Genomic DNA, 20,030 nt, shown 5'->3' on the forward strand with positions numbered 1-20,030 from the left:
CATACAGCTTTTAGTAATTGAGAACAGGTTGTTGTTGGAGGAGGCGTGGCATGGCTACTTTGGCGCTTAAATCAGATGAACGCGTAAAAAATGTGCTCGTAAATGACGACGTATTAGCTGTTGATCTTATGGATGGTAGAACCATTACTGTTCCTTTGGTCTGGTTTCCGCGCCTGGCGCAGGCGACCCAGCAGGAGCGAGAGCATTGGCAGACCAGTGGTGGTGGGTATGGAATTCATTGGCCTGAGATAGATGAAGATTTGTCAACCGAAGGTCTGTTGCGCGGCGCTCCTGCCGTGCGGGGTGGGCGCTAACATGCAACCCCAAGGACTCTTGATTGTTATCTCCGCACCGTCAGGAGCGGGCAAAACAACACTCTGTCGTGGTCTGACGCAGCGCTTTCCAGCCCTGCAGGAGTCGATCAGTTATACTACCCGCCAGCCGCGCCCCGGCGAGGTGGATGGGGTGGATTACCATTTTGTGCCGGAGGAGGCCTTCCGGCAGATGGTGGCGGAGCATGCCTTTATTGAGTGGGCCGAGGTGCATGGCAATCTGTACGGCACCGCCCTGGCCACCATCGAAGAGGCCCGTCGCAGCGGAGTCGATATCCTGCTGGATATTGACTGTCAGGGGGCAAAGACGCTCAAGCAGCGTGGCGTGGAAGGGTTGTTTGTGTTTGTGTTGCCCCCCAGTTTGGCCGAACTGAGAAGGCGGCTCGAATCCCGTTCTTCTGATGAGCGCGAAGTGATCGAGCGGCGTATCGTGCGGGCCACTGAGGAGATCCGTGAGGCCCGCTGGTATGACTATATAGTGATTAATGATCGGCTGGATGAGGCTCAGGAGTTATTGTCCTCCATTGTGACCGCCAGCCGAGCCACCACCAGGCGCATGTTGGGGCAGGTTGCGAAAATGTTTGATATTTGAGCTAGTACAGGTATAATCCTGTACCCATTTTGCGTTACGACGGAAGGAGTAGAAAAGTATGGCACGGGTAACCGTTGAAGATTGTCTCGAAAGGGTTGAGAACCGCTTTATGTTGGTGATGATGGCCTCCAAGCGGGTTAAGCAGCTTTACAAGGGGGCGCGTCCCCAGGTTTCCACCAAAAACAACCGCTTTGTGGTGACCGCGCTGCGTGAGATAGCAGCTGGCAAGCTTTCCGGCGAGTTGAGCACGAAGAAGGCGGCTTAATCGTTTGCGTAGTGAGGGGTGCGTCAGTGGTGGCGCGCCCCTTTTTTGTCTTCTGGCCGCTAGGCCTTCTGTACTACCTGACGCTGTGACCCATCCTGCATGATCCGACTGAATGACATCCTCGATACGGTGGCCAGTTTCAATCCCACCGCTGACCTGAACCTGATCCGCAAGGCTTACGTCTATTGCGCCAAGGTGCATCAGGGCCAAACCCGCCTTTCCGGTGAGCCCTACATCATCCATCCGCTTGAGGTGGCTGGTATTCTGGCTGAACTCAAGCTGGATGTGCCCAGTATCGTCACCGGATTCCTGCACGACACGATTGAGGACACTTTGGCCACCCCTGAGGAGCTGGCCGAGATGTTCGGCAGTGAGGTGACCGATCTGGTGGACGGCGTCACTAAGATCAGCAAGATACACTTCAAGACCAAGGAAGAGAATCAGGCTGAAAACTTCCGCAAGATGTTGCTGGCCATGGCCAAGGATATCCGGGTAATCCTGGTGAAGCTGGCCGACCGGCTGCACAATATGCGTACTCTGCAGTTCCAGCCCGAGCCCAAGCAGCGTTCGATCAGTCGTGAGACCATGGATATCTATGCCCCGATCGCCAACCGGCTGGGTATCTCCTGGGTCAAGGTGGAGCTGGAAGATCTTTCGTTCCGTTATCTGAATCCCCAGACCTATGCCGATCTTTCGGCCCGTATCCAGCGCAAGAAGCAGGAGCGCGAGCAGTACGTGCAGGAAACCCGTGAGATCATCGAGACCAAGCTGCAGGAGCATGGCATCGTGGGCGAGGTCTCCGGTCGCAGCAAGCACCTGTACTCCATCTGGCGTAAGATGGAGAAGCGCAATGTGGATTTCGAAGAGATCTACGATCTGACCGCCTTCCGGGTGCTGGTGGATTCGGTCAAGGACTGCTACGGGGTGCTGGGGGTGATCCACTCCTCCTGGAAGCCGATTCCGGGCCGCTTCAAAGATTACATCGCCATGCCCAAGGGCAACATGTACCAGTCGCTGCATACCACCGTGATCGGCCCCCACGGCGACCGGATCGAGGTGCAGATCCGCACCCATGAGATGCATCAGGTGGCGGACGCCGGCATCGCGGCTCACTGGAAGTACAAGGAGGGCAAGGGCTACGACGAGAAGGAAGTCAAGCGTTTTGCCTGGCTGCGTCAGCTCTTGGAGTGGCAGCAGGAGCTGCAGGACTCCCGCGAGTTCATGGATTCGGTCAAGGTGGAGCTGTTTCCGGAGGAGGTCTACGTCTTCACCCCCAAGGGAGATGTGAAGGGCTTCCCGAAAGGCTCAACCCCGATCGACTTTGCCTATGCGGTGCATACCGATGTGGGCCACCGCTGTGTCGGTGCCAAGGTCAACGGCAAGCTGGTGCCGCTCAAGCATCAGTTGCAGAATGGCGACATCGTCGAGGTAATCACCTCGCCGCACCATACTCCCAGCAAGGACTGGCTCAAGATCGTCAACTCCTCACGGGCCCGCAACAAGATCAGGGCCTGGATCAAGACCGAGGAGCGCAAACGTAGCATCGTGCTGGGCAGAGAGATCTGCGAGAAGGAGTTCCGGCGCTATTCGCTGAACCTGCAAAAGGTGCAGCGGGCCGGTGATCTGAAACGGGTGGCCCAGGAGGTGGGCTACAGCAGTGAAGATGATCTGCTGGCCGCCATCGGTTATGGCAAGGTGTCGGCCAACCAGGTGATCGGCAGGCTGATACCTGAAGAGAAGCTGAAAGCCCAGCAGGAACACAAAGAGTCGCGCATCAGCGGGGTGATCAACCGGCTGAAGGGCAAGTCGGCCAGCGCTGTTGAGGTGGGGGGCATGGAAGATATCATGATCCGCTACTCCAAGTGCTGCAACCCGGTGCCGGGTGATGATATCGTGGGCTTTATCACCCGGGGGCAGGGGGTGGCGATCCATACCGCCGATTGCCCCTTTGTGCGGGAGAGTGACCCGGAACGCCGGATTGAAGTAACCTGGGCCAAGGGCAAGAGCGCGGCGCTGCCGGTGCGGTTGCGTGTGCTGTGTCACGATGAAAAGGGTATTCTGGCCAACATGACCATGGCCATCACCAATGCCGAGGCCAACATCTCCAGCGCCCAGGTGAAGAGTACCGTTGACCAGCGTGGTGAGAACATCTTTGAGATCAACGTGTCTGACCTGGAGCATCTGCAGCGGGTGATGAATTCGCTGATGCGGGTGAAGGGGGTCATTAAAGTGGAGCGCCTGAAGAGTTAGGAGTGGTCTTTTTTCGCCTTGGCCGCGCCAATCTTCGAAATGTCTTGTGCGACGTACTGCATCAGTACGCCTCCGCGCCATTTCTTGATTGTCGTAGCCAGGACGAAAAAATCCTCACTCCTTTGATGCATGGAGGTAGGCTATGAAAATTATTGCGACCGACCAGGCCCCGGCTGCCATCGGCCCCTATTCACAGGCGGTGCAGGCCGGCGGACTGCTGTTCTGCTCCGGTCAGATTCCGCTGGATCCGGCCACCGGTGAGTTGGTGAGCGGTGATATCGGGCTGGAGACCCGGCGGGTGATGGAAAATCTGCGAGGGGTATTGACAGCTGCCGGGTGTGGGTTTGATCAGGTGGTGCGTACCACGATCTATCTGGTTGATATGGCTGATTTTCCAGTGGTCAATGAGGTCTACGGGGACTATTTCCCGGCTGCAAAACCGGCCCGGGCCACAGTGGCAGTGGCAGCGCTGCCCAAGGGGGTCCGGGTGGAGATTGATGCGGTGGCAGTGGCGAAAAACTAAACAAGCCGTGCGCAAACGAGTGCGCACGGCTGTTTAAGGGCTGTAACCGGCGAGGTGCTAGAGGGCCTTGGTAACGGAGCCGGAACGAATGCAGCGGGTGCAGACCTTGATGGTCGACACGCTGCCGTTGGCGGCCTTGGCCTTAACCTTCTGCAGGTTGGGGTACCAGGTGGTACGGGTCTTGTTATTGGCGTGGCTGACGTTGTTGCCGGTGCTGGGGCCTTTGCCGCAAATTTCACATTTTCTCGACATTGGATGATGTCCTCCCGTAAAAACTGAACGATAATTTCTAGCAGAAGGTGGTAGCTAATGCAAGGCAAAAATAGCAACCGATGAAGATTCTCAAGGCGCTACTTTCAATGCTGGTGATTGTCCTGCTGGTAGTAACGGCACTCTTTGTGGATTTCACCTACAAGACCTTTTCGGCCAAGCCACGCTCGATGGACGTTGATGCAATTGTGGTGCTGGTGGGCGGCAAGGGACGGGTGGAGGAAGGGGTGCGTCTGTTTCGCGAAGGACGGGCCAAGTGGCTGTTTCTGGTGGGTGTTGATCCTTCGGTGCGCAAGAGCGACCTGTACCGTCAGCGTCCCGGCGATCCGCCGCCGGAACGGGTATTGCTGGAAAAGGCATCGCGCAACACCCTTGAAAATGCCCTCTATGGCCGTGATCTGCTGCAGGCCCACGGCGTGCGCACGGTGCTGCTGATCACGTCGCGCTACCATCTCAAGCGGGCAACCCTGCTGTTGCGCAACGCGCTGCCGCCGCAGGTGGCCATCTATCCCCATCCGGTGGATAGTGCCAACATCAGGCAAAACTGGTGGTATCATGTCGGCACCTTTCGTCTCTTGTTCTCCGAATTTTACAAATACTGCCTGTTTCGTGGATTTTTTCTGTTTGCCCCTGGTGAACTGCGTCCGCTGGCGCCATAGCCCCCTTTTCATTTTTGGCTGAAACTGCTACATACGGAGGGACGACCGATGGTCGTCCCGTACTGTTTTTAGAGAGAAAGGTTGTGCGATGCGTTATATCAGTACCCGCGGTGGCATTGCGCCGATCCGTTTTAAAGATGCTGTGATGATGGGGCTGGCCGATGACGGCGGCCTGCTGTTGCCCGAGATGATCCCCTCGTTCACCAGCGCTGAACTGGAATCCTGGCGTGGTCTGACCTATCCCCAGCTGGCCTTTGAGATCATCTCGCGCTATGTCGATGATATTCCGGCCGACGACCTGCGTGGCATTATCGACCGCTCCTACGCCACCTTCAGTCACCCCGAGGTGACGCCGGTGGTTCGACAGGACGGGGTCTTTATCCTGGAGCTGTTCCACGGCACCACCCTGGCCTTCAAGGATGTTGCGCTGCAGTTTCTGGGTAACCTGTTCGAGTACATCCTGGCCGAGCGCAGGGAGCGGCTGACCATTGTGGGTGCCACCTCCGGCGATACCGGCAGTGCTGCCATCCATGGGGTGCGGGGGAAAAAAGGCATCACCATCTTCATCATGCACCCGCAGGGCAAGACCTCGGCGGTGCAGGCCCTGCAGATGACCTCGGTGCTGGATGATAATGTCCATAACATCGCCGTGCAGGGCACCTTTGACGACTGCCAGGATATCGTCAAGACCCTGATGAACGATCTTGAGTTTAAGCAGCGCCACAAGTTGGGGGCGGTCAACTCCATCAACTGGGCCCGGGTGCTGGCCCAGGTGGTGTACTACATCTATGCCTGGTTGAAGGTGGCCCAAGCAGGACAAAAGGTGCTGTTTTCGGTGCCCACCGGCAATTTTGGCGATATCTTTGCCGGCTATGTGGCCTGGCAGATGGGGTTGCCGGTGCAGCAACTGCTGCTGGCCACCAATGAGAACAACATCCTGACCCGCTTTATCAACCAGGGCGACTATTCGGTGGGGCAGGTGGTGCAGACCGTGTCGCCCTCGATGGATATCCAGGTGGCCTCTAACTTTGAGCGCTACCTGTTTTACCTGTTCAATCGCGATGCTGCCCGGGTGCGCACCGCCTTTGCCCAGCTGAAAAACGAGGGGCGGATCGTCTTCAGCCCTGATGAGCTGGCCCAGGTGCGGCATGATTTCTGTTCCGCCTCGATCAACCGCGAACAGACCCTGGCCACCATCGGCTCCTTCCTCAAAGAGACCGGCTATCTGCTGGATCCCCATACGGCGGTGGGTGTCAAGGCCGCCCGTGATCTGGCGGCTGGCGATATGTTGCCGGTCTGTCTGGCTACGGCCCATCCGGCCAAGTTTGGTGAGGCGGTGCAGGAGGCCACCGGACAGCCGGTGCCGTTGCCGCCGGCCATTCAGAGGCTGCTCGGGCTGCCGACCCGTTGTGCCCTGTTGCCGGCCGATCAGCAGCAGGTGCGGACCTTTATTGAACAGCACGTGGAGTAGCGGCAGATGCGGATCGAATGCCCCCATTGCAAGGCCAGCGGCACCATCAATGATCTGGAGATCCCGGAAGAGGGACGGTATCTGAACTGTCCGCGCTGCAAGGAGAGCTTCCAGGTCAAGAAGCCCCGTCGCCAGATGACCTCGGCCTACGCCACCAATACATGCCCCTCGTGCGGCTACAGCACTTGCTGCGAGGAGGTCTTTGACCAGTGCCCCCAGTGCGGGGTGGTGGTCAAGACCCTGATGGAACAGAGGTTTGCACAGCAGGCGCAGCAGCGGGAGCACCAGACAAGTCTGGGCCAGATACACGCCGCTCCGTTGGCACCAGCCCTGCCGACTGGCGGTTCCAAGTATCTGCGCTCCGATCCTGATCCGGTTGAAAAAAAACCTCTTCTCACGTTGGCCGGTTTTGGTAACGGGTTTGAACCGGTGGCAGCCGTGGGCTGGGGGGCGGTTCTGGTTGCAGTCATTCTGCTGGCTATCGGGCTTAAAGGGGTTCTGCACTACCACGGCACCGACATACAACTCCAACTGTCGGAGCAATCGCTGGAGCCTGTCTCGGCTTGGCAGGTCTTCTGGGGGTACGGTTTCTGGCCCTGGGTAGCTACACTCTTTGGTGGCGCGGTGCTGGTGGCGGCCTTCGGCTTCCTGCAGCGTCAGGCCTGGGGGCTCCAGGCCATGGAAGGGGTGGTGCTGGCGGCAGTGGTATTGGTGCCGTTGTACGAACTGGCCGGGTATGTGGTCTGGATAGTAAAGTCCATCGCACCCCCCTGGTGGGCCTATCTGGTGGAACTATTCAGTGTCCTGCTGATCTCGTCACTCTGCGTGGTACCACTGTTGCTGCTCGTGCAGTATCTGCGTGGTGACCGTTTCAACCACCGGTATCGTAACGGCTAGTTGCTGCTTGTGCCGCCATCCGGATTCCCGCCGCCACTCGGCTTTTTGCGCCGTGGGCGGCTTCTTTTTTTGGCATCGCCGCTTGCAGCCGCCGGTGCTGCAGTAGTTTTGGCGGCTGGTTTGCCGCGTTGCTGGCCGCGCGCGGGACGTGCCGCAGCAACCGGTGCCGGTCTGTGCTTGGGGCGCTTGTAGTCGTGCACAAACAGCTCGTCTTCAGCCCATTCCACCGGAATTTTGTGCCGGATGTATTCCTCAATCGCCTCAACATGAAAGGCGCCGTCCTCGTCGGCCAGGGAGATCGCCTTGCCTTCTGCGCCAGCCCGGGCGGTACGGCCGATCCGATGCACATAGTCCTCTGCATCCTGGGGCAGGTCGTAGTTGATCACATGGGAAACCCCGTCGATATGCAACCCCCGTGAGGCAACGTCGGTGGCTATCAGGATCGGCAATTCGCCCCGTTTAAACTGCTCCAGAATGTTGAGCCGCTTGCGCTGCTCCACATCGCCGGAGATCACCCGGCTGGGAAACCCGTTCTCATTCAGGCGATCCTGCAGCCGTTCGGCTTCCCGCTTGGTGTTGACGAAGACCATCGTGCGGACCATTCCCTCCCGCCGCAGGAGGCCCAGCAGTAACGGGAATTTTTCCTTGTTGGCAACATGGTAGAGGGTCTGCTCAACCCGCTCGGCGGTCATCTTTTCCGGGGTAACCGAGACCTTCTGGGGTGCGTTCATGAACTCGTAGGATAGTTCCATCACCCGCTGGTTGAGGGTGGCCGAGAACATCAGGTTCTGACGTGCATCAAAGGGAGGCAGCCGCCGCAGGATAAAGCGCAGGTCCGGTATGAAGCCCATATCGAACATCCGGTCTGCCTCGTCGATCACCAGCATCTCGATATGCTTGAGGGTGTAGACTTTTTGCTTGAGATAGTCGATCAGGCGGCCCGGAGTGCCAATCACCACGTCAGCGCCATCTTTGAGTGCGTTTTTCTGCTTCATATAATCCACGCCGCCATAAATGGCCTGGATCGACAGACCGCAGTGGGCTCCCAGCACCTGGGCATCCTTTTCGATCTGTACGACCAGTTCTCGGGTGGGGGCGAGGATCAGGGCCCGTGGACGTTTGTTGGCCTCGGTGGGGGTCCGCAGCAGCTTGGTCAGCAGGGTGATCAGAAAGGCAGCGGTCTTGCCGGTGCCGGTCTGGGCCTGACCGGCCACATCCTTGCCAGACAATGAGAGGGGCAGGGTCTGGGCCTGTATTTGTGTGCAACTGCTGAAGCCGGCGTCAATCACGCCTTGCATGACCTGCTGGGGTATATCGAGTTCGTTAAACTGCATTATGGTGAGGCGCTCCTTAGTGTCGTTCGTGTCCTTTGTAAGGCTTGTTAGATATACACGCTTGACGGTTGTGAAGCAATGCCAAACCACGGCAAACGCACTGTAAAAAGCCAGAAATGCTTTGACAAAACCGCTGTGCAGCACGTAGGATTGGCAAAATTTACGCGAGGTGTTGACAGGCATGCAGGCAGCGTTGGAATTGATCGGCAACGACCTCAGGTCGGTGGAAGAACAGTTCAGGAAGGACCTGGCTTCGGATGTTCCCTTGATCCGCAAGGTGGGAGAGTACGTCCTCTCCAGCGGTGGCAAGCGAATCCGTCCGGCCATGTTGTTGTTGGCTGCCAGGCTGTGCAACTACTCTGGCAATCAGGCCATTCCGCTGGCCAGCGTCGTCGAATTTATCCACACCGCTACCCTGCTGCACGATGATGTGGTTGACAGTGCCACCCTTCGCCGCGGACAAGCCTCGGCCAACACCCTGTGGGGTAACGAGGCCTCGGTGCTGATCGGCGATTTCCTGTTCTCGAAATCCTTCTCGTTGATGGTTGGGGTCGGCAGCCTCGATGTGCTGCGGGTCATGTCCCAGGCCACCACGGTGATTGCCGAGGGTGAAGTGATGCAGTTGCTGTACACCGGCGATCTTGACCTGACAGAAGAGAACTATATCGGCGTAGTACGGGCCAAGACGGCGGTGTTGCTGTCGGCGGCCTGCCAGTGCGGCGCCATCCTGGGCAAGGCCACAGGCGAGCAGGAACAGGCCCTGGCCGCATTCGGCATGGAGTTGGGTATCGCCTTTCAGTTGATGGACGACCTGTTGGACTACACCGCTTCCGAGGCGGACTTTGGCAAGAGCATCGGACACGACCTGGAGGAGGGCAAGATGACCCTGCCTCTGATTCATGCCCTGCAGCACTGTACTGCTGCGGAACGTGACCAGATCGCCGCTATTGTGGAGAAGGATGAACTTTCTACCCAGGAGTTTACCTGGGTTACCGAACTGGTGCGACGCCACGGTGGTATTGATTACACCATCGAACGGGCCCGGGCCTGCGTTGACTCCTGCCGTTGCCATCTGGCCGTTTTCCCCGACAGCCAATGTAAAGACGCACTGCTTGAGCTAGCCGAATACGTCGTTACCCGCAACCGTTAAACACTCTTGTATTCCCCATCGTTTCGTGATGTTTCTGGAGGATAAGGCATGAAAAAATGGTTAATGGTGGTCTGCTGTTCGTTGCTGCTTGTTGCGGGCTGCTCAAAAGAGGGCAGCCAACCTGCCAGAGGCGCGAAACCGCTTGAAAAACACAAGGCGCCAGAGATCAGCGTTGTTGCTCTGGATACCACCCCATTGACCTTGGAATCTTTGAAGGGCAAAGTGGTACTGCTCAACTTCTGGGCCACCTGGTGTCCTCCCTGTCGTGAAGAGATCCCTTCGATGATGAAGCTGAATCAGGCCATGGTCGGCAAGCCGTTCCAGATGGTCTGCGTCTCGGTTGATGAGGGCGGTAAGCAGGCGGTGCAGGATTTTTTCAAAAACACCGGTTTTTCTCTGCCGGCTTACCTGGACCCAACTGGACAGGCCGCTGCAGCCTATGGCCTGACCGGGGTGCCGGAAACATTCATCATCGATAAGCAGGGCGTAATCGCCAAGAAGGTGATCGGTGGTCTTGACTGGGCCAGTCCCGAGGTTATCGCTTTTCTGGAAGGTTTGATGCAGCAGTAGTTGAGAGGCAAGCATGGAAACACCTAATATTTCATATATTGGCGCCTTTGTGGCAGGACTGCTGTCGTTTCTGTCGCCTTGCGTACTGCCGTTAATACCGTCCTACATCACCTACATCACCGGTCTGTCTTTTGGTGATCTGGATGCCGAGCATCCGACCCAGCTGGTGCGTCGCAAGACCCTGTTGCATTCGTTGTCCTTCGTTGCCGGCTTTACTATCGTATTTGTGTTGCTGGGCGCCTCAGCCACCCTGCTGGGCAACTTCATGCAGCAGCATATGGATCTGATCCGCAAGCTGGGCGGGGTGCTGGTGGTGCTGTTTGGTATCCATGTCACCGGTCTGGTGCCGCTCAAGTGGCTGTTGGGTGAACGGCGGGTTTCGCTCAAGCATAAACCGGCCGGGTATCTGGGCAGTCTCCTGGTGGGACTGGCCTTTGCCGCCGGCTGGACCCCCTGCATCGGTCCGATCCTGGCCTCGATCCTGATGATCGCTGCCACTGAGGAAAAGGTGGGGCAGGGGATCATCCTGTTACTGCTGTACTCGATCGGCCTGGGTATTCCGTTTTTGCTGTCGTCCCTGGCCTTGCACCGTTTTATCGTCCTGTTTAATCGCTTTAAGAAATATATCCGGCTGTTTGAGATTGTCACCGGACTATTCCTGATCGTGGTAGGTGTGCTGATCTTCACCAACTGGCTGTCGGTGCTGTCAGGCTATGCCAATAGCCTGTTCATGACGTACTAGCCAATGGTAAAGGCCCATCGCGCACAGCATTCAATACAGTTGACCGTTTCGCAACTGGTGGTTACCGAGGCCTTTTATGCCGGCATTCTGGAACTGCCGGTACAGCGCTCCTTTTCCGCTGTTGGCGCCCCAGATCACCTGATGGTGGATATGGACGGCATCGCCCTGGTGTTTGTTGAGGAGAGCGATGTGGTGCGGACCCACCCGGTGCTGGAGCATCGATTCAGTATGTTTCCCAAGGGAATCGGCATGACCCTGCATTTTGAGGTGCAGGACATCGAAGGGATCAGGGACGCCATCCTCGAGGAGGATATGGAGATTCTCTATCCGCTGGAGGAGAAGCCCTACGGGGTCAAGGAGATGTGGTGCTTTGACCCGGATGGGTATCTGGTGGTGCTGGAGGAACCGGTTGCACGACGCACAAAGGCCGGCCGCTAAAGAGCAGCCGGCCTTTGATCCGTCTGGTGCAATCTATTTTTTGGTGTCTTTTTTGGTCTCACGCGACGCGGGAGTGCAGGCATCGGACATTCAGGTGGGTACTCCCATTTTTGGCAGCAGGTATTTGTTAACCACATACCAGACCACCACAAATACGATGATCATCAAGATTTCTTTCATAGGTGCAGCCTCCTTTGCAGGCGTTTATATATAGCATAGAACCGTTTGTGTCGATATAATTTTGTATCTATTTCGCGTTGTTGAGAACCTGTAAGTTCCTATTGCCAGCCATCGTTTTTGTGAGTTTTAGCAGCACGGGAGTCGTCGCTCATATGCCTTTTCCATCCATTGATCCGGTATTTTTGAGACTCGGTCCGCTTCAGTTCCGTTGGTACGGCCTGATGTATGTACTTGGCTTTATCCTGAGCTATTTTATCATTCGTAGTGAGGTGCGTCGCAAAAAGCTTGAGCTGGACGCTGAAGGGATTGCCGACCTGATCTTCAGCATGGCCGTTGGGGTCGTGCTGGGGGGGCGCCTGGGCTATGTACTGTTCTATGACCTGGCCGCCTATCTGGCCAGGCCGCTTAAAATCTTCTACATCTGGGAAGGGGGCATGTCATTCCACGGTGGCATGCTGGGGGTTGCCGTGGCGGCCATCTGGTTTGCCCGCAGCCGCAAGCTTCCGCTGCTGCAACTGGCTGATCTGGCCGCTCTGGCAGCGCCGGTAGGGCTGGGTCTGGGTAGAATCGGCAACTTCATCAACGGCGAACTGTACGGGCGTCCCACCGATCTTCCCTGGGGCATCATCTTTCCGGAAGGCGGGCCGCTGCCACGTCATCCTTCGCAGCTGTACGAAGCCTTTCTGGAAGGATTGGTACTGTTTTTTGTGGTCCGTTGGTGTGCCCGCCGGATTCCGGTGAACGGCGCTGCTATGGCCGCCTTTCTGGCTGGCTACGGTCTGTTTCGCTCCTTTGTGGAGTTGTTCCGCCAGCCCGATAGCCAACTGGGACTCTTTTGGGGCTTTTTCTCGATGGGTCAGTTGTTGAGTCTGCCGCTGTTTGTGTGTGGCGTTGGACTGTTATGGTGGCTGTGGCGCAAAAAATAACGCACAGGAGCATAGTGACGCACAACGGCCCGACAGAACATCTGCCGGGCCGTTGTGCGTTATGTCGGTAGCAAGGCATCGGTGCGAGATGCTCTCAGTGCCTGCACACGTCTGTCAAGAATCAGATCTTGCAGTGCCTGTGGTTGCAGATTGTGCAGCCGTGTCTGATCTATCCCCAGCTCGACCGTGGTGAGGTTGATGATGTCAAGGCACAGCTGCCACTGCCGTGCTGTCGATGTTGCTCCAGGCTTGTCTGCCTGGGCCACCAGCGGCAGCAGGTCTGCAATACCGGCCTTTTGGGCCTGTTGTGCCAGCCGCAGCCGGGTGGCGTCACGCAAGGTGTCCCAGAGGCCCATAGTGGTATGCAGCCGGTTAACGCCCGCCAGCGCCCGGCGATAACGAACCGGCAGCCGTAAACGGTTGCAGAGCTCCACAGCCAGGGTTGCGCCCGCCTGGTCATGACCATGATGGCGCGGATACAGGTCTGGTGGTGTCTGTAGCTTGCCGAGGTCGTGAAATAGTGCGCAAAAACGGGTCAGTGGGTCGGGCGTCTGATCTGTCGCCCGTTGTAGCACCTGCAGGCTGTGGCTGAGCAGATCACCTTCCGGGTGGTGCTCCGGCGGTCCGGCCGGTACCTGGGGCATACGGAACAGCTCCGGCAGCCAGTGTTGGCCGATCCTGAACTGCAGCATCCGTTGGAAAAAGCAAACCGGATTGGCAGCCGCCAACGCCCTGAGCAGCTCTCGGCTGAAACGCTCTGTGGGTAGTGCCGCCAGGCGTGTCGACCAGTCCTGGCTGGCGATAAGCGTCGCGCTTTTCTCTGTCAGTTGCCAGCCGTCCGCCTCAAAGCGAAAGGCACGAAACAGCCGTAGCGGGTCATCAAAAAAGCAGCTCGGCGAGCAGGCAACCAAGCGTCGTTGCAGCAGGTCGTTGCGGCCGTTTAGCGGATCATACAGCTGACCGTCCAGCGAAACGGCCATGGCGTTGACCGTAAAATCCCGGCGGGCAAGTTCGTGCTGCAGCAGATCAAAAGAGGCGAGGGTAGTTGCTTCGATGGTGCCCAGCCTGCGGTCAGCGCGAAACCAGATCGGCTGGGTGCTTTTGGCGATAACTTGGCGAAAACCGAACTGTTGCAGAGTCTCTTTCGATAGCGTGGTCACAAGGTCAATATCTTGCTGGGTTTTTCCCAACAAGGCGTCACGCACCGTCCCCCCCACCAGGAAGACCTGATCGTCGGCGGTTTTGGGAAATATCCGTCGTAGTGCAGTTGTCAGATTAGCGGGCAGCAACGCTGTTGTCTCGGTCATCTCAGGCTCGGGCCAGGGTGTTGATTTTGTTGGTGTGCGATCTGATGTAAGATGTTGACTTATGGGCCATAGTGTAGCAGATATATGCGCCTGTGAAAGCTCGTGATACGGCACTATCATCAGAGGTCAGCGATTATGCAGGAATGGAAACAGCTGGGCCAGATACTGATTGAGCGGGGCATCCTCACCGCCACGTCATTCGAACGGATGCTGGCCATATCACGCAAGGACAAGAAGCGGATCGGCCTGATACTTGAGAATTGCGGCCTGGTTACCGGTGAAGAGCTGGCTGCAGCCCTTGCCCAGCAGTTTGGCCTCAAGGTGATCGCTAATCTCACCAGTTATGCCTACAGTCCGCAGGTGCTCGATCTGGTTCCCTCTGATCTGGCCATTCAACGGCTGGTGTTTCCGTTAAAAGTAGAAGGCAACAGGCTGCTGCTGGCGGTTGCCGATCCGACCGAGACCAAGTTTGTGGAGAATCTGGCAGCCAACAACGGCCTGCAGATCACCCGTTGTGTGGCCACGCGGCGTGAAATTTATGGTGCTATCTGCAAATACTACCTCAAGCAAGAATTCAACGAATCAACCACAGAAACCGTGCTGATCATCGATGATGAGGCAACCACCCAGGCCCTGGCGCAGGAATTTCTCAGTAAGGAAGGGTACCGGGTGCTGGTCGCCAATGATGGACTTGAAGGTTTCAATATGCTGATTGCCCAGAAGCCCCACGTCATCATAACCGATAAGGTTATGCCCAAGCTTGATGGCGTGCGGCTGTTGCAGTCCATTCAGGCCATACCCGAATTTCAGGCGGTGCCGGTCCTGTTGATGAGCGACAAGCTCACCCCCCAGGAGGAGATGAGGGTGTTTGAGATGGGCTTTTTTGACTACATCGCCAAGCCGATCAGCCGGATCCCGGTGGTGTCCAGGGTAAAACGTGCCTTCCGGCACTGCGTAAAAAAATAACGGGATCAGTTTTCATCGTCGTCCACAAGAAAAGGCCCATCAGCAGTAGCTGAGGGCCTTTTCTGTGTTTGCTATGGTACCAGAGGCCGGACTCGAACCGGCATGAGGTTGCCCTCGGCAGATTTTGAGTCTGCTGTGTCTACCATTTCACCACTCTGGCAAGGGATCGACACTATACCCGCAACACTGGCGGGGCGTCAAGAGGAAAGGCCGGGCTGACTTTCTGATGAGCGTGGTGTATAAAACGCTGAACATGAATAGGCTAATCATTGACCATAGCGGCGCAGTGACCATTCCGGCCGCGGTGTTGGATAAACTGGGGTTGCAGCCGGATGATGCCGTGAACGTCGAAACTAACGGCACCGAGCTGGTGTTACGTAAGGCCATCCCAGCGGCAGTTCCTTCATTACAGCAGAGCATCGCCCGCAAGAACCTGACCGTGGGGATGCAGTTCATCAAGGGGATCGGTCCCAAACTGGCCGAGCTGCTGGCCAAGCGGGATATCCGTACGGTTGAGGACGCCCTGTTCTGCCTGCCTCACCGCTACGAAGACCGACGCAGCCTGGTGCCGATCCGTCAGCTGAAGCCGGGCGTCAGTCAGGTGTTTCAGGGCACGGTGATGTCGGCCAATGGGGTCACCACCAAGGGCGGCCGCAAGGTGTTCGAGGTGCTGGTGCAGGACGATTCCGGCAGCATGCTGCTGAAATGGTTCCACGCCAATGCTGTCTGGATGCAGCGCACCTGGAAGGTGGGGCGGCGGGGGGTGTTTACCGGTGAGGTGACCTCCTTCGGCTTTCAGCGGGAGGTGCATCACCCCGATGTGGAGTGGCTGGAGGAAGGGGCCGACGTGCAGGCGGTGATGGCGGCCGACCCGGTAAACTTCGGCCGGATTGTGCCGGTCTATCCCCTGACCGAAGGTCTGCATCAGAAGAGTATGCGCAAGGTGATGCGTCAGGTGGTGGACGGTTTCCTTGATAATGTTGAAAACGTCCTGCCGACGTCATTACTCAGCCCCCACGGTTACCTGCCGTTGCGGGAGGCATTGGGGCAGGTACACCTGCCGCCGGCCGAGGCGCAGCTGGCTGATCTGAATGAGGGGCGCACCCCGGCCCACCGTTCGCTGGCCTTTGATGAATTCTTTTATTGGGAGCTGGGCCAGGCCCTCAAAAAACGAGGCATCGCCCTGGAGGAGGGGATCGCCTTTCAGGTGACTCATCGCTACACCAAGGAACTGGCCCGCTTGCTGCCGTTCCAGCTCACTGCGGCCCAGCGCCGGGTATTGGCGGAGATCAAGGAAGATATGATGGCTCCCCATCCGATGCACCGGTTGGTGCAGGGGGATGTGGGCAGCGGCAAGACCCTGGTGGCGCTGATGGCAGCCCTGGTGGCGGTGGAAAACGGCTATCAGGTGGCGATCATGGCCCCCACCGAGATCCTGGCCGAGCAGCACTGGCATAACATTCACCACTGGTGTGAACAGCTGGGGGTCAGTGTGGTGCTGTTGACCGCCGGCCTGAAGGGGGCAGCCAAAAAAGAGGCCTTGGCCCAGGTGGCCGATGGTCGGGCCGCCATCGTGATCGGCACCCATGCCGTGATTCAGGACAAGGTGGAGTTTCAGCGCCTGGGGTTGGGGATCGTGGATGAACAGCACCGTTTCGGGGTGCTGCAGCGGGGCATCCTCAAAAAGAAGGGGACTAACCCTGACATCCTGGTGATGACCGCCACCCCGATCCCCCGTACCCTGGCCATGACCCTGTTCGGTGACCTCTCCCTGTCGGTGATCGACGAATTGCCGCCAGGCAGAACCCCCATTGATACCAAGATCTATTTCGAATCTCGCCGCAATCAGGTCTACGACCTGATCCGCTCTGAGGTGGCCCAAGAGCGACAGGTTTACGTGATTTACCCGCTGGTGGAGGAGTCGGAGAAGAGTGACCTGAAGGCTGCCAGCCAGATGGCCGAGCACCTGCAGCTGGAGATCTTTCCCGGCTTGCGGGTGGGGCTCCTGCATGGTCGGCTGAAGCCGGAGGAAAAAGAGGCGGTGATGGCCAGTTTTAAGAACCGGGAGCTGGATATCCTGGTGGCCACCACCGTGATCGAGGTGGGGATTGACGTGCCCAACGCCACCTTGATGGTGATCGAGCACAGTGAGCGGTTCGGCCTGTCGCAGTTGCACCAGCTGCGGGGCAGGGTGGGACGTGGGGCGCACCGTTCCCGCTGCATCCTGCTGACACCGGGAAAACTGTCAGAAGATGGCGAGCGGCGTCTGCGGGTAATGGAGTCCACCAGCGACGGTTTCCGGATCGCCGAGGCCGATCTGGAGATCCGCGGTCCGGGCGATTTTCTGGGCACCCGTCAATCCGGCATGCCTGACTTCCGGGTGGCCAGCATCCTGCGGGACGGCCTGATCCTGGAACAGGCCCGGCAGGCGGCCTGCGGGCTGCTGGAGCATGACGGCGCGTTGGCATCATCTGAGGGGCAACGGATTAAGGCTGAACTGATTCGACGTTGGGGCACCCGGCTGGAACTGGCCGGGGTGGCCTGATTGTGTATTCTAACCATAGAAGGAGGTTGGCATGTCTGAACTACTCCAGATGCCTGAAGGTATGGTCCTGGAAAAGGTGATTCTTAGCAAAACGGTCAGTAACGGCATCTATCAGGTGGATGTGGCTCTGGTGCTGCACAAGAAGCAGTACGAGGCTGCCCTGTTCCTGAACCGCCAGTACAAGCCGGGACCGCCCTTGCCACGACCGTTGGAAAAACCGTCCGCAGCCGCCACCCACTGGATGTCGGTGCGGCCCCGCATCGGTTTTACCGAAGAAGAGGCCACCCTGATCAGTGATGAAGTGTTGAGCGAAAACCGGGTGAAAAAGATCACCTTCAAGGATGCTTGGGGGCCGGAGCAGGATGATTTTTAACTGAGCGTGGTGCTGCTACAAAAAAAGCCGGGTCATCCCCGGCTCTTTTTGTTTGTAACGTTCAGTCGTGCAGCTATCCGGGAACAGTTTTCCTGTGAAATCTATTCCAGCACCCGGCCTTTGGGCAGTGGCGCCTGGGCCGCTTAGTGACACGGTAGCGGCAGGACGCCAAGTTCCTCCATCTCCCAGAGGATGGCCTGAGTATTGGCAGCAAAACGAGCATGACGTGTTCCTATTCAAGCAATGCCACAACAGGACAATTGCCCCTGCTTTTCGCTACGCTTAAAGGAGTATCTCCATTCCTGTTGGCAATGGTCGGGTTCGCCCCGTTCGCCAGTAGAAGCTTGACCGTATCAGCGGAACCGCCACCTTTGTGCAGTACTCCGGTGGCAGCAAGCAGCAGTGCTGTGTTGCCCATAGTATCCTTCATATTAACTTTTGCACCGCCTGCAAGCAAAGTGGCAGCGGTTTGCGTGTGTCCTCGCAATGCAGCTGACATAAGGGCGGTTGTTCCAAGATCATTTGTAGCGTTAACATCCAACCCCATGTCAAGAAAACGCAGAACCAATTCATTATGACCACCGGCAGCCGCAGCCATAAGCATGGTATCGTTTTGTTGTGAGCATAAACAAGGATTTGCGCCTGATTCAAGCAGCAAGGCTACTATATCCCTATAACCACCTGCAGATGCCATCATCAGGGCTGAACGGTTCTGGCTATCAGCCGCGTTGACATTGGCGCCATGCGACAACAACAGCTTCACCATTTCAAAGTGTCCTTTACTGGAAGCCCAGAGGAGCGAGTTATGACCCATAAGGGCAAGCTGGCCATTCTGTTCACGGCTGTTTACGTCAGCTCCCTGCCTCAGCAGCCTTTCTGCCTTAAAAACATCCCCTTGCTTTGCCGCTTCAACAAGTTCCCTGCTTAAGTCACCAGATTGGCATGCAACGAAAGGTAACAAAAGAAGCAGGACAAGAAAGTGCAGAATTCTCATTTTAGTTCGAATGCCTGATGTCGGGTTATGATATTGATCTCCCCGTTTTCAAGATTGACACGAAAGAAACGGTCATAGCCGAGTTTGCCCCCAACCATCCCACGCGACGGTGGGGGATTCGGAGTTTTATCCAGGGCTGGACTCTCTTCAATGGTGGGTACCATGATCGTTACCTGGCGTAGAGATTCTTTGCTCCGCCCTTGCAGATAGTGCTGATAGTCGCTGTTAAGATCTTTGCTGGCGCGGCCTTCCGGGGTCCTGACCCAATTTGCAAAGGTCATGATCTCTTCCCCGGCCACCTGGATAAAGGTATAAGGTCCCACTCCCCATGTCGGCCCTTGGCATAACCAGAAGGCTCCTTTTTCACACAACGCAAGTTTTTCGCTGCTTGCTGCATCGTACCGCACAAGGACAGAATTTCCGGTCAAACGCTTTCCATCAAGAAAAAGAACAATAGCGTCATTCGCAAAAATTGCTCCCCAGCCGCAGATTGATGCAAGAACGAAACATGCTGACAGTAAAAGGATTTTATTCATTTTATCCTCTCAACCAAAGCAGTTTTCCTATGAAACCTATTCCAGCACCCGGCCCTTGGGCAGTGGCCCCGGGGCCGTCAACGGAACAGGGGGGATCGCTGAAACTGGAATCGGCTGAAGCGGGGCGTCAGGAGTTTCTGAAAAGGCCCGTACACAACGAACGCGATGTTTGGGCCACTTGTTACAGTAAAGCTGTTTTCCGTTGGTGAAATTGTAATACCAGGCATAACCCTTGGAGGTTTCTGACGAGCTCCAGTACTCGCCAAGGCCAAAACCGCCGAGGTCATGTTTGTGTAAATGCCTATAGATTGCATTGAGTTCATCAAGAGAGGGTAAAAACCAGTCATCCTTGTCTCCCCCGCGATAATTGGCACACATCCGCGCAGCAGTGTCGGGCTCTTCACATTCCCGTAGGATTGCACTGGTATTTCTCATGCCGGTGCCAATAGTGGTATATCTGGCACCGGGGATCGTTTTCCCGTTACAACCCCATGGCATCAACCCCTGATGTCTCCAGCTCAGAGGTGTCTGATCCTCCGGCGCGGCTTCCAGATATCTCCAGCCGTCAGCTTCATTGCCTTTGTCGTGAATGATCCAGCCGCCGGTCGGTCCACGGTCGCCGATCACGTAAGGCCCCTGACTCCTAACAATAAGTGGCACTGCAGACGGAGAACCACAACCATTCAAAAAGGACAAACATACCAGCAAAC

The 20,030-nt window shown here is 57.0% G+C and carries 22 protein-coding genes and 1 tRNA gene; 16 read left to right on the plus strand and 7 right to left on the minus strand.

Annotated features, from left to right (window positions below):
* Positions 1-50: 50 nt before the first annotated feature.
* The 5 genes from RBQ93_RS11080 (at position 51) to RBQ93_RS11100 (ending at position 3,962) form a co-directional block, all read left to right on the plus strand.
* Entirely contained in the window at positions 51-314 is a 264-nt protein-coding gene (locus RBQ93_RS11080; protein WP_320372182.1) for a DUF2442 domain-containing protein, read from the plus strand.
* Between the two features lies 1 nt (position 315).
* Entirely contained in the window at positions 316-924 is a 609-nt protein-coding gene (gene gmk / locus RBQ93_RS11085) for a guanylate kinase (protein WP_320372183.1), read from the plus strand.
* A 58-nt stretch (positions 925-982) separates the two neighbouring features.
* Entirely contained in the window at positions 983-1,189 is a 207-nt protein-coding gene (rpoZ, locus tag RBQ93_RS11090) for a DNA-directed RNA polymerase subunit omega (RefSeq protein WP_320372184.1), read from the plus strand.
* 99 nt (positions 1,190-1,288) lie between these two features.
* Positions 1,289-3,439 (plus strand): bifunctional (p)ppGpp synthetase/guanosine-3',5'-bis(diphosphate) 3'-pyrophosphohydrolase, encoded by a 2,151-nt coding sequence (locus tag RBQ93_RS11095; RefSeq protein WP_320372185.1) that lies wholly within the window; start codon positions 1,289-1,291, stop codon positions 3,437-3,439.
* A gap of 142 nt (positions 3,440-3,581) precedes the next feature.
* Complete coding sequence (locus RBQ93_RS11100) at positions 3,582-3,962, plus strand: RidA family protein (RefSeq protein WP_320372186.1); 381 nt, start codon at positions 3,582-3,584, stop codon at positions 3,960-3,962.
* 57 nt (positions 3,963-4,019) lie between these two features.
* On the opposite strand, the gene rpmB is transcribed toward RBQ93_RS11100, so the two are convergent.
* Positions 4,020-4,214 (minus strand): 50S ribosomal protein L28, encoded by a 195-nt coding sequence (gene rpmB / locus RBQ93_RS11105; protein ID WP_012470332.1) that lies wholly within the window; start codon positions 4,212-4,214, stop codon positions 4,020-4,022.
* A gap of 80 nt (positions 4,215-4,294) precedes the next feature.
* On the opposite strand from rpmB, the gene RBQ93_RS11110 reads away from it, so the two are divergent.
* The 3 genes from RBQ93_RS11110 to RBQ93_RS11120 all read left to right on the plus strand — a co-directional run bounded on the left by RBQ93_RS11110 (position 4,295) and on the right by RBQ93_RS11120 (position 7,259).
* The gene (locus tag RBQ93_RS11110; RefSeq protein ID WP_320372187.1) at positions 4,295-4,891 is read left to right on the plus strand and encodes a YdcF family protein; all 597 of its coding nucleotides are present in this window, start codon (positions 4,295-4,297) and stop codon (positions 4,889-4,891) included.
* A gap of 88 nt (positions 4,892-4,979) precedes the next feature.
* Positions 4,980-6,362, plus strand: a complete 1,383-nt coding sequence (gene thrC / locus RBQ93_RS11115; protein WP_320372188.1) for a threonine synthase — start codon at positions 4,980-4,982, stop codon at positions 6,360-6,362.
* A gap of 6 nt (positions 6,363-6,368) precedes the next feature.
* The gene (locus tag RBQ93_RS11120; protein ID WP_320372189.1) at positions 6,369-7,259 is read left to right on the plus strand and encodes a zinc-ribbon domain-containing protein; all 891 of its coding nucleotides are present in this window, start codon (positions 6,369-6,371) and stop codon (positions 7,257-7,259) included.
* Here the strand turns inward: RBQ93_RS11120 and RBQ93_RS11125 are convergent.
* Entirely contained in the window at positions 7,256-8,593 is a 1,338-nt protein-coding gene (locus RBQ93_RS11125; protein WP_320372190.1) for a DEAD/DEAH box helicase, read from the minus strand. The genes RBQ93_RS11120 and RBQ93_RS11125 overlap by 4 nt on opposite strands.
* Before the next feature lie 181 nt (positions 8,594-8,774).
* On the opposite strand from RBQ93_RS11125, the gene RBQ93_RS11130 reads away from it, so the two are divergent.
* The 5 genes from RBQ93_RS11130 to lgt all read left to right on the plus strand — a co-directional run bounded on the left by RBQ93_RS11130 (position 8,775) and on the right by lgt (position 12,599).
* A complete protein-coding gene (locus RBQ93_RS11130) occupies positions 8,775-9,743 on the plus strand; it encodes a polyprenyl synthetase family protein (RefSeq protein WP_320372191.1) in 969 nt (322 codons plus the stop codon).
* A gap of 48 nt (positions 9,744-9,791) precedes the next feature.
* Entirely contained in the window at positions 9,792-10,313 is a 522-nt protein-coding gene (locus RBQ93_RS11135; RefSeq protein WP_320372192.1) for a TlpA disulfide reductase family protein, read from the plus strand.
* Between the two features lie 13 nt (positions 10,314-10,326).
* Positions 10,327-11,055: a cytochrome c biogenesis CcdA family protein gene (locus RBQ93_RS11140; RefSeq protein WP_320372193.1), complete on the plus strand. Its 729-nt coding sequence runs from the start codon at positions 10,327-10,329 to the stop codon at positions 11,053-11,055.
* 3 nt (positions 11,056-11,058) lie between these two features.
* The gene (locus RBQ93_RS11145; protein ID WP_320372194.1) at positions 11,059-11,493 is read left to right on the plus strand and encodes a VOC family protein; all 435 of its coding nucleotides are present in this window, start codon (positions 11,059-11,061) and stop codon (positions 11,491-11,493) included.
* 332 nt (positions 11,494-11,825) lie between these two features.
* Positions 11,826-12,599: a prolipoprotein diacylglyceryl transferase gene (gene lgt, locus RBQ93_RS11150; protein WP_320372195.1), complete on the plus strand. Its 774-nt coding sequence runs from the start codon at positions 11,826-11,828 to the stop codon at positions 12,597-12,599.
* Positions 12,600-12,658: 59 nt separating this feature from the next.
* Here the strand turns inward: lgt and RBQ93_RS11155 are convergent, their stop codons facing one another.
* Positions 12,659-13,906, minus strand: a complete 1,248-nt coding sequence (locus RBQ93_RS11155) for an HD domain-containing protein (RefSeq protein ID WP_320372196.1) — start codon at positions 13,904-13,906, stop codon at positions 12,659-12,661.
* Positions 13,907-14,041: 135 nt separating this feature from the next.
* On the opposite strand from RBQ93_RS11155, the gene RBQ93_RS11160 reads away from it, so the two are divergent.
* Entirely contained in the window at positions 14,042-14,872 is an 831-nt protein-coding gene (locus tag RBQ93_RS11160) for a response regulator (protein WP_320372197.1), read from the plus strand.
* A 74-nt stretch (positions 14,873-14,946) separates the two neighbouring features.
* On the opposite strand, the gene RBQ93_RS11165 is transcribed toward RBQ93_RS11160, so the two are convergent.
* Positions 14,947-15,032: transfer RNA gene (locus RBQ93_RS11165), tRNA-Leu, on the minus strand.
* Positions 15,033-15,125: 93 nt separating this feature from the next.
* On the opposite strand from RBQ93_RS11165, the gene recG reads away from it, so the two are divergent.
* Both recG and RBQ93_RS11175 read left to right on the plus strand, forming a co-directional pair.
* On the plus strand, positions 15,126-17,417 hold the full coding sequence (gene recG / locus RBQ93_RS11170; protein ID WP_320372198.1) for an ATP-dependent DNA helicase RecG: 2,292 nt from the start codon (positions 15,126-15,128) through the stop codon (positions 17,415-17,417).
* Positions 17,418-17,448: 31 nt separating this feature from the next.
* On the plus strand, positions 17,449-17,790 hold the full coding sequence (locus RBQ93_RS11175; protein WP_320372199.1) for a hypothetical protein: 342 nt from the start codon (positions 17,449-17,451) through the stop codon (positions 17,788-17,790).
* 232 nt (positions 17,791-18,022) lie between these two features.
* Here RBQ93_RS11175 and RBQ93_RS11180 read toward each other — a convergent pair whose 3' ends face one another.
* The 3 genes from RBQ93_RS11180 to RBQ93_RS11190 are packed head-to-tail and all read right to left on the minus strand — an operon-like array spanning position 18,023 to position 19,947.
* Entirely contained in the window at positions 18,023-18,784 is a 762-nt protein-coding gene (locus RBQ93_RS11180) for an ankyrin repeat domain-containing protein (RefSeq protein WP_320372200.1), read from the minus strand.
* Positions 18,781-19,320: a hypothetical protein gene (locus RBQ93_RS11185; RefSeq protein WP_320372201.1), complete on the minus strand. Its 540-nt coding sequence runs from the start codon at positions 19,318-19,320 to the stop codon at positions 18,781-18,783. Before RBQ93_RS11185 ends, RBQ93_RS11180 begins: the two co-directional genes overlap by 4 nt.
* A gap of 36 nt (positions 19,321-19,356) precedes the next feature.
* The gene (locus tag RBQ93_RS11190) at positions 19,357-19,947 is read right to left on the minus strand and encodes a DUF1566 domain-containing protein (RefSeq protein WP_320372202.1); all 591 of its coding nucleotides are present in this window, start codon (positions 19,945-19,947) and stop codon (positions 19,357-19,359) included.
* Between the last annotated feature and the right edge of the window lie 83 nt (positions 19,948-20,030).

The sequence above is a fragment of the Trichlorobacter sp. genome, assembly GCF_034008105.1.
Lineage (GTDB): Bacteria > Desulfobacterota > Desulfuromonadia > Geobacterales > Pseudopelobacteraceae > Trichlorobacter.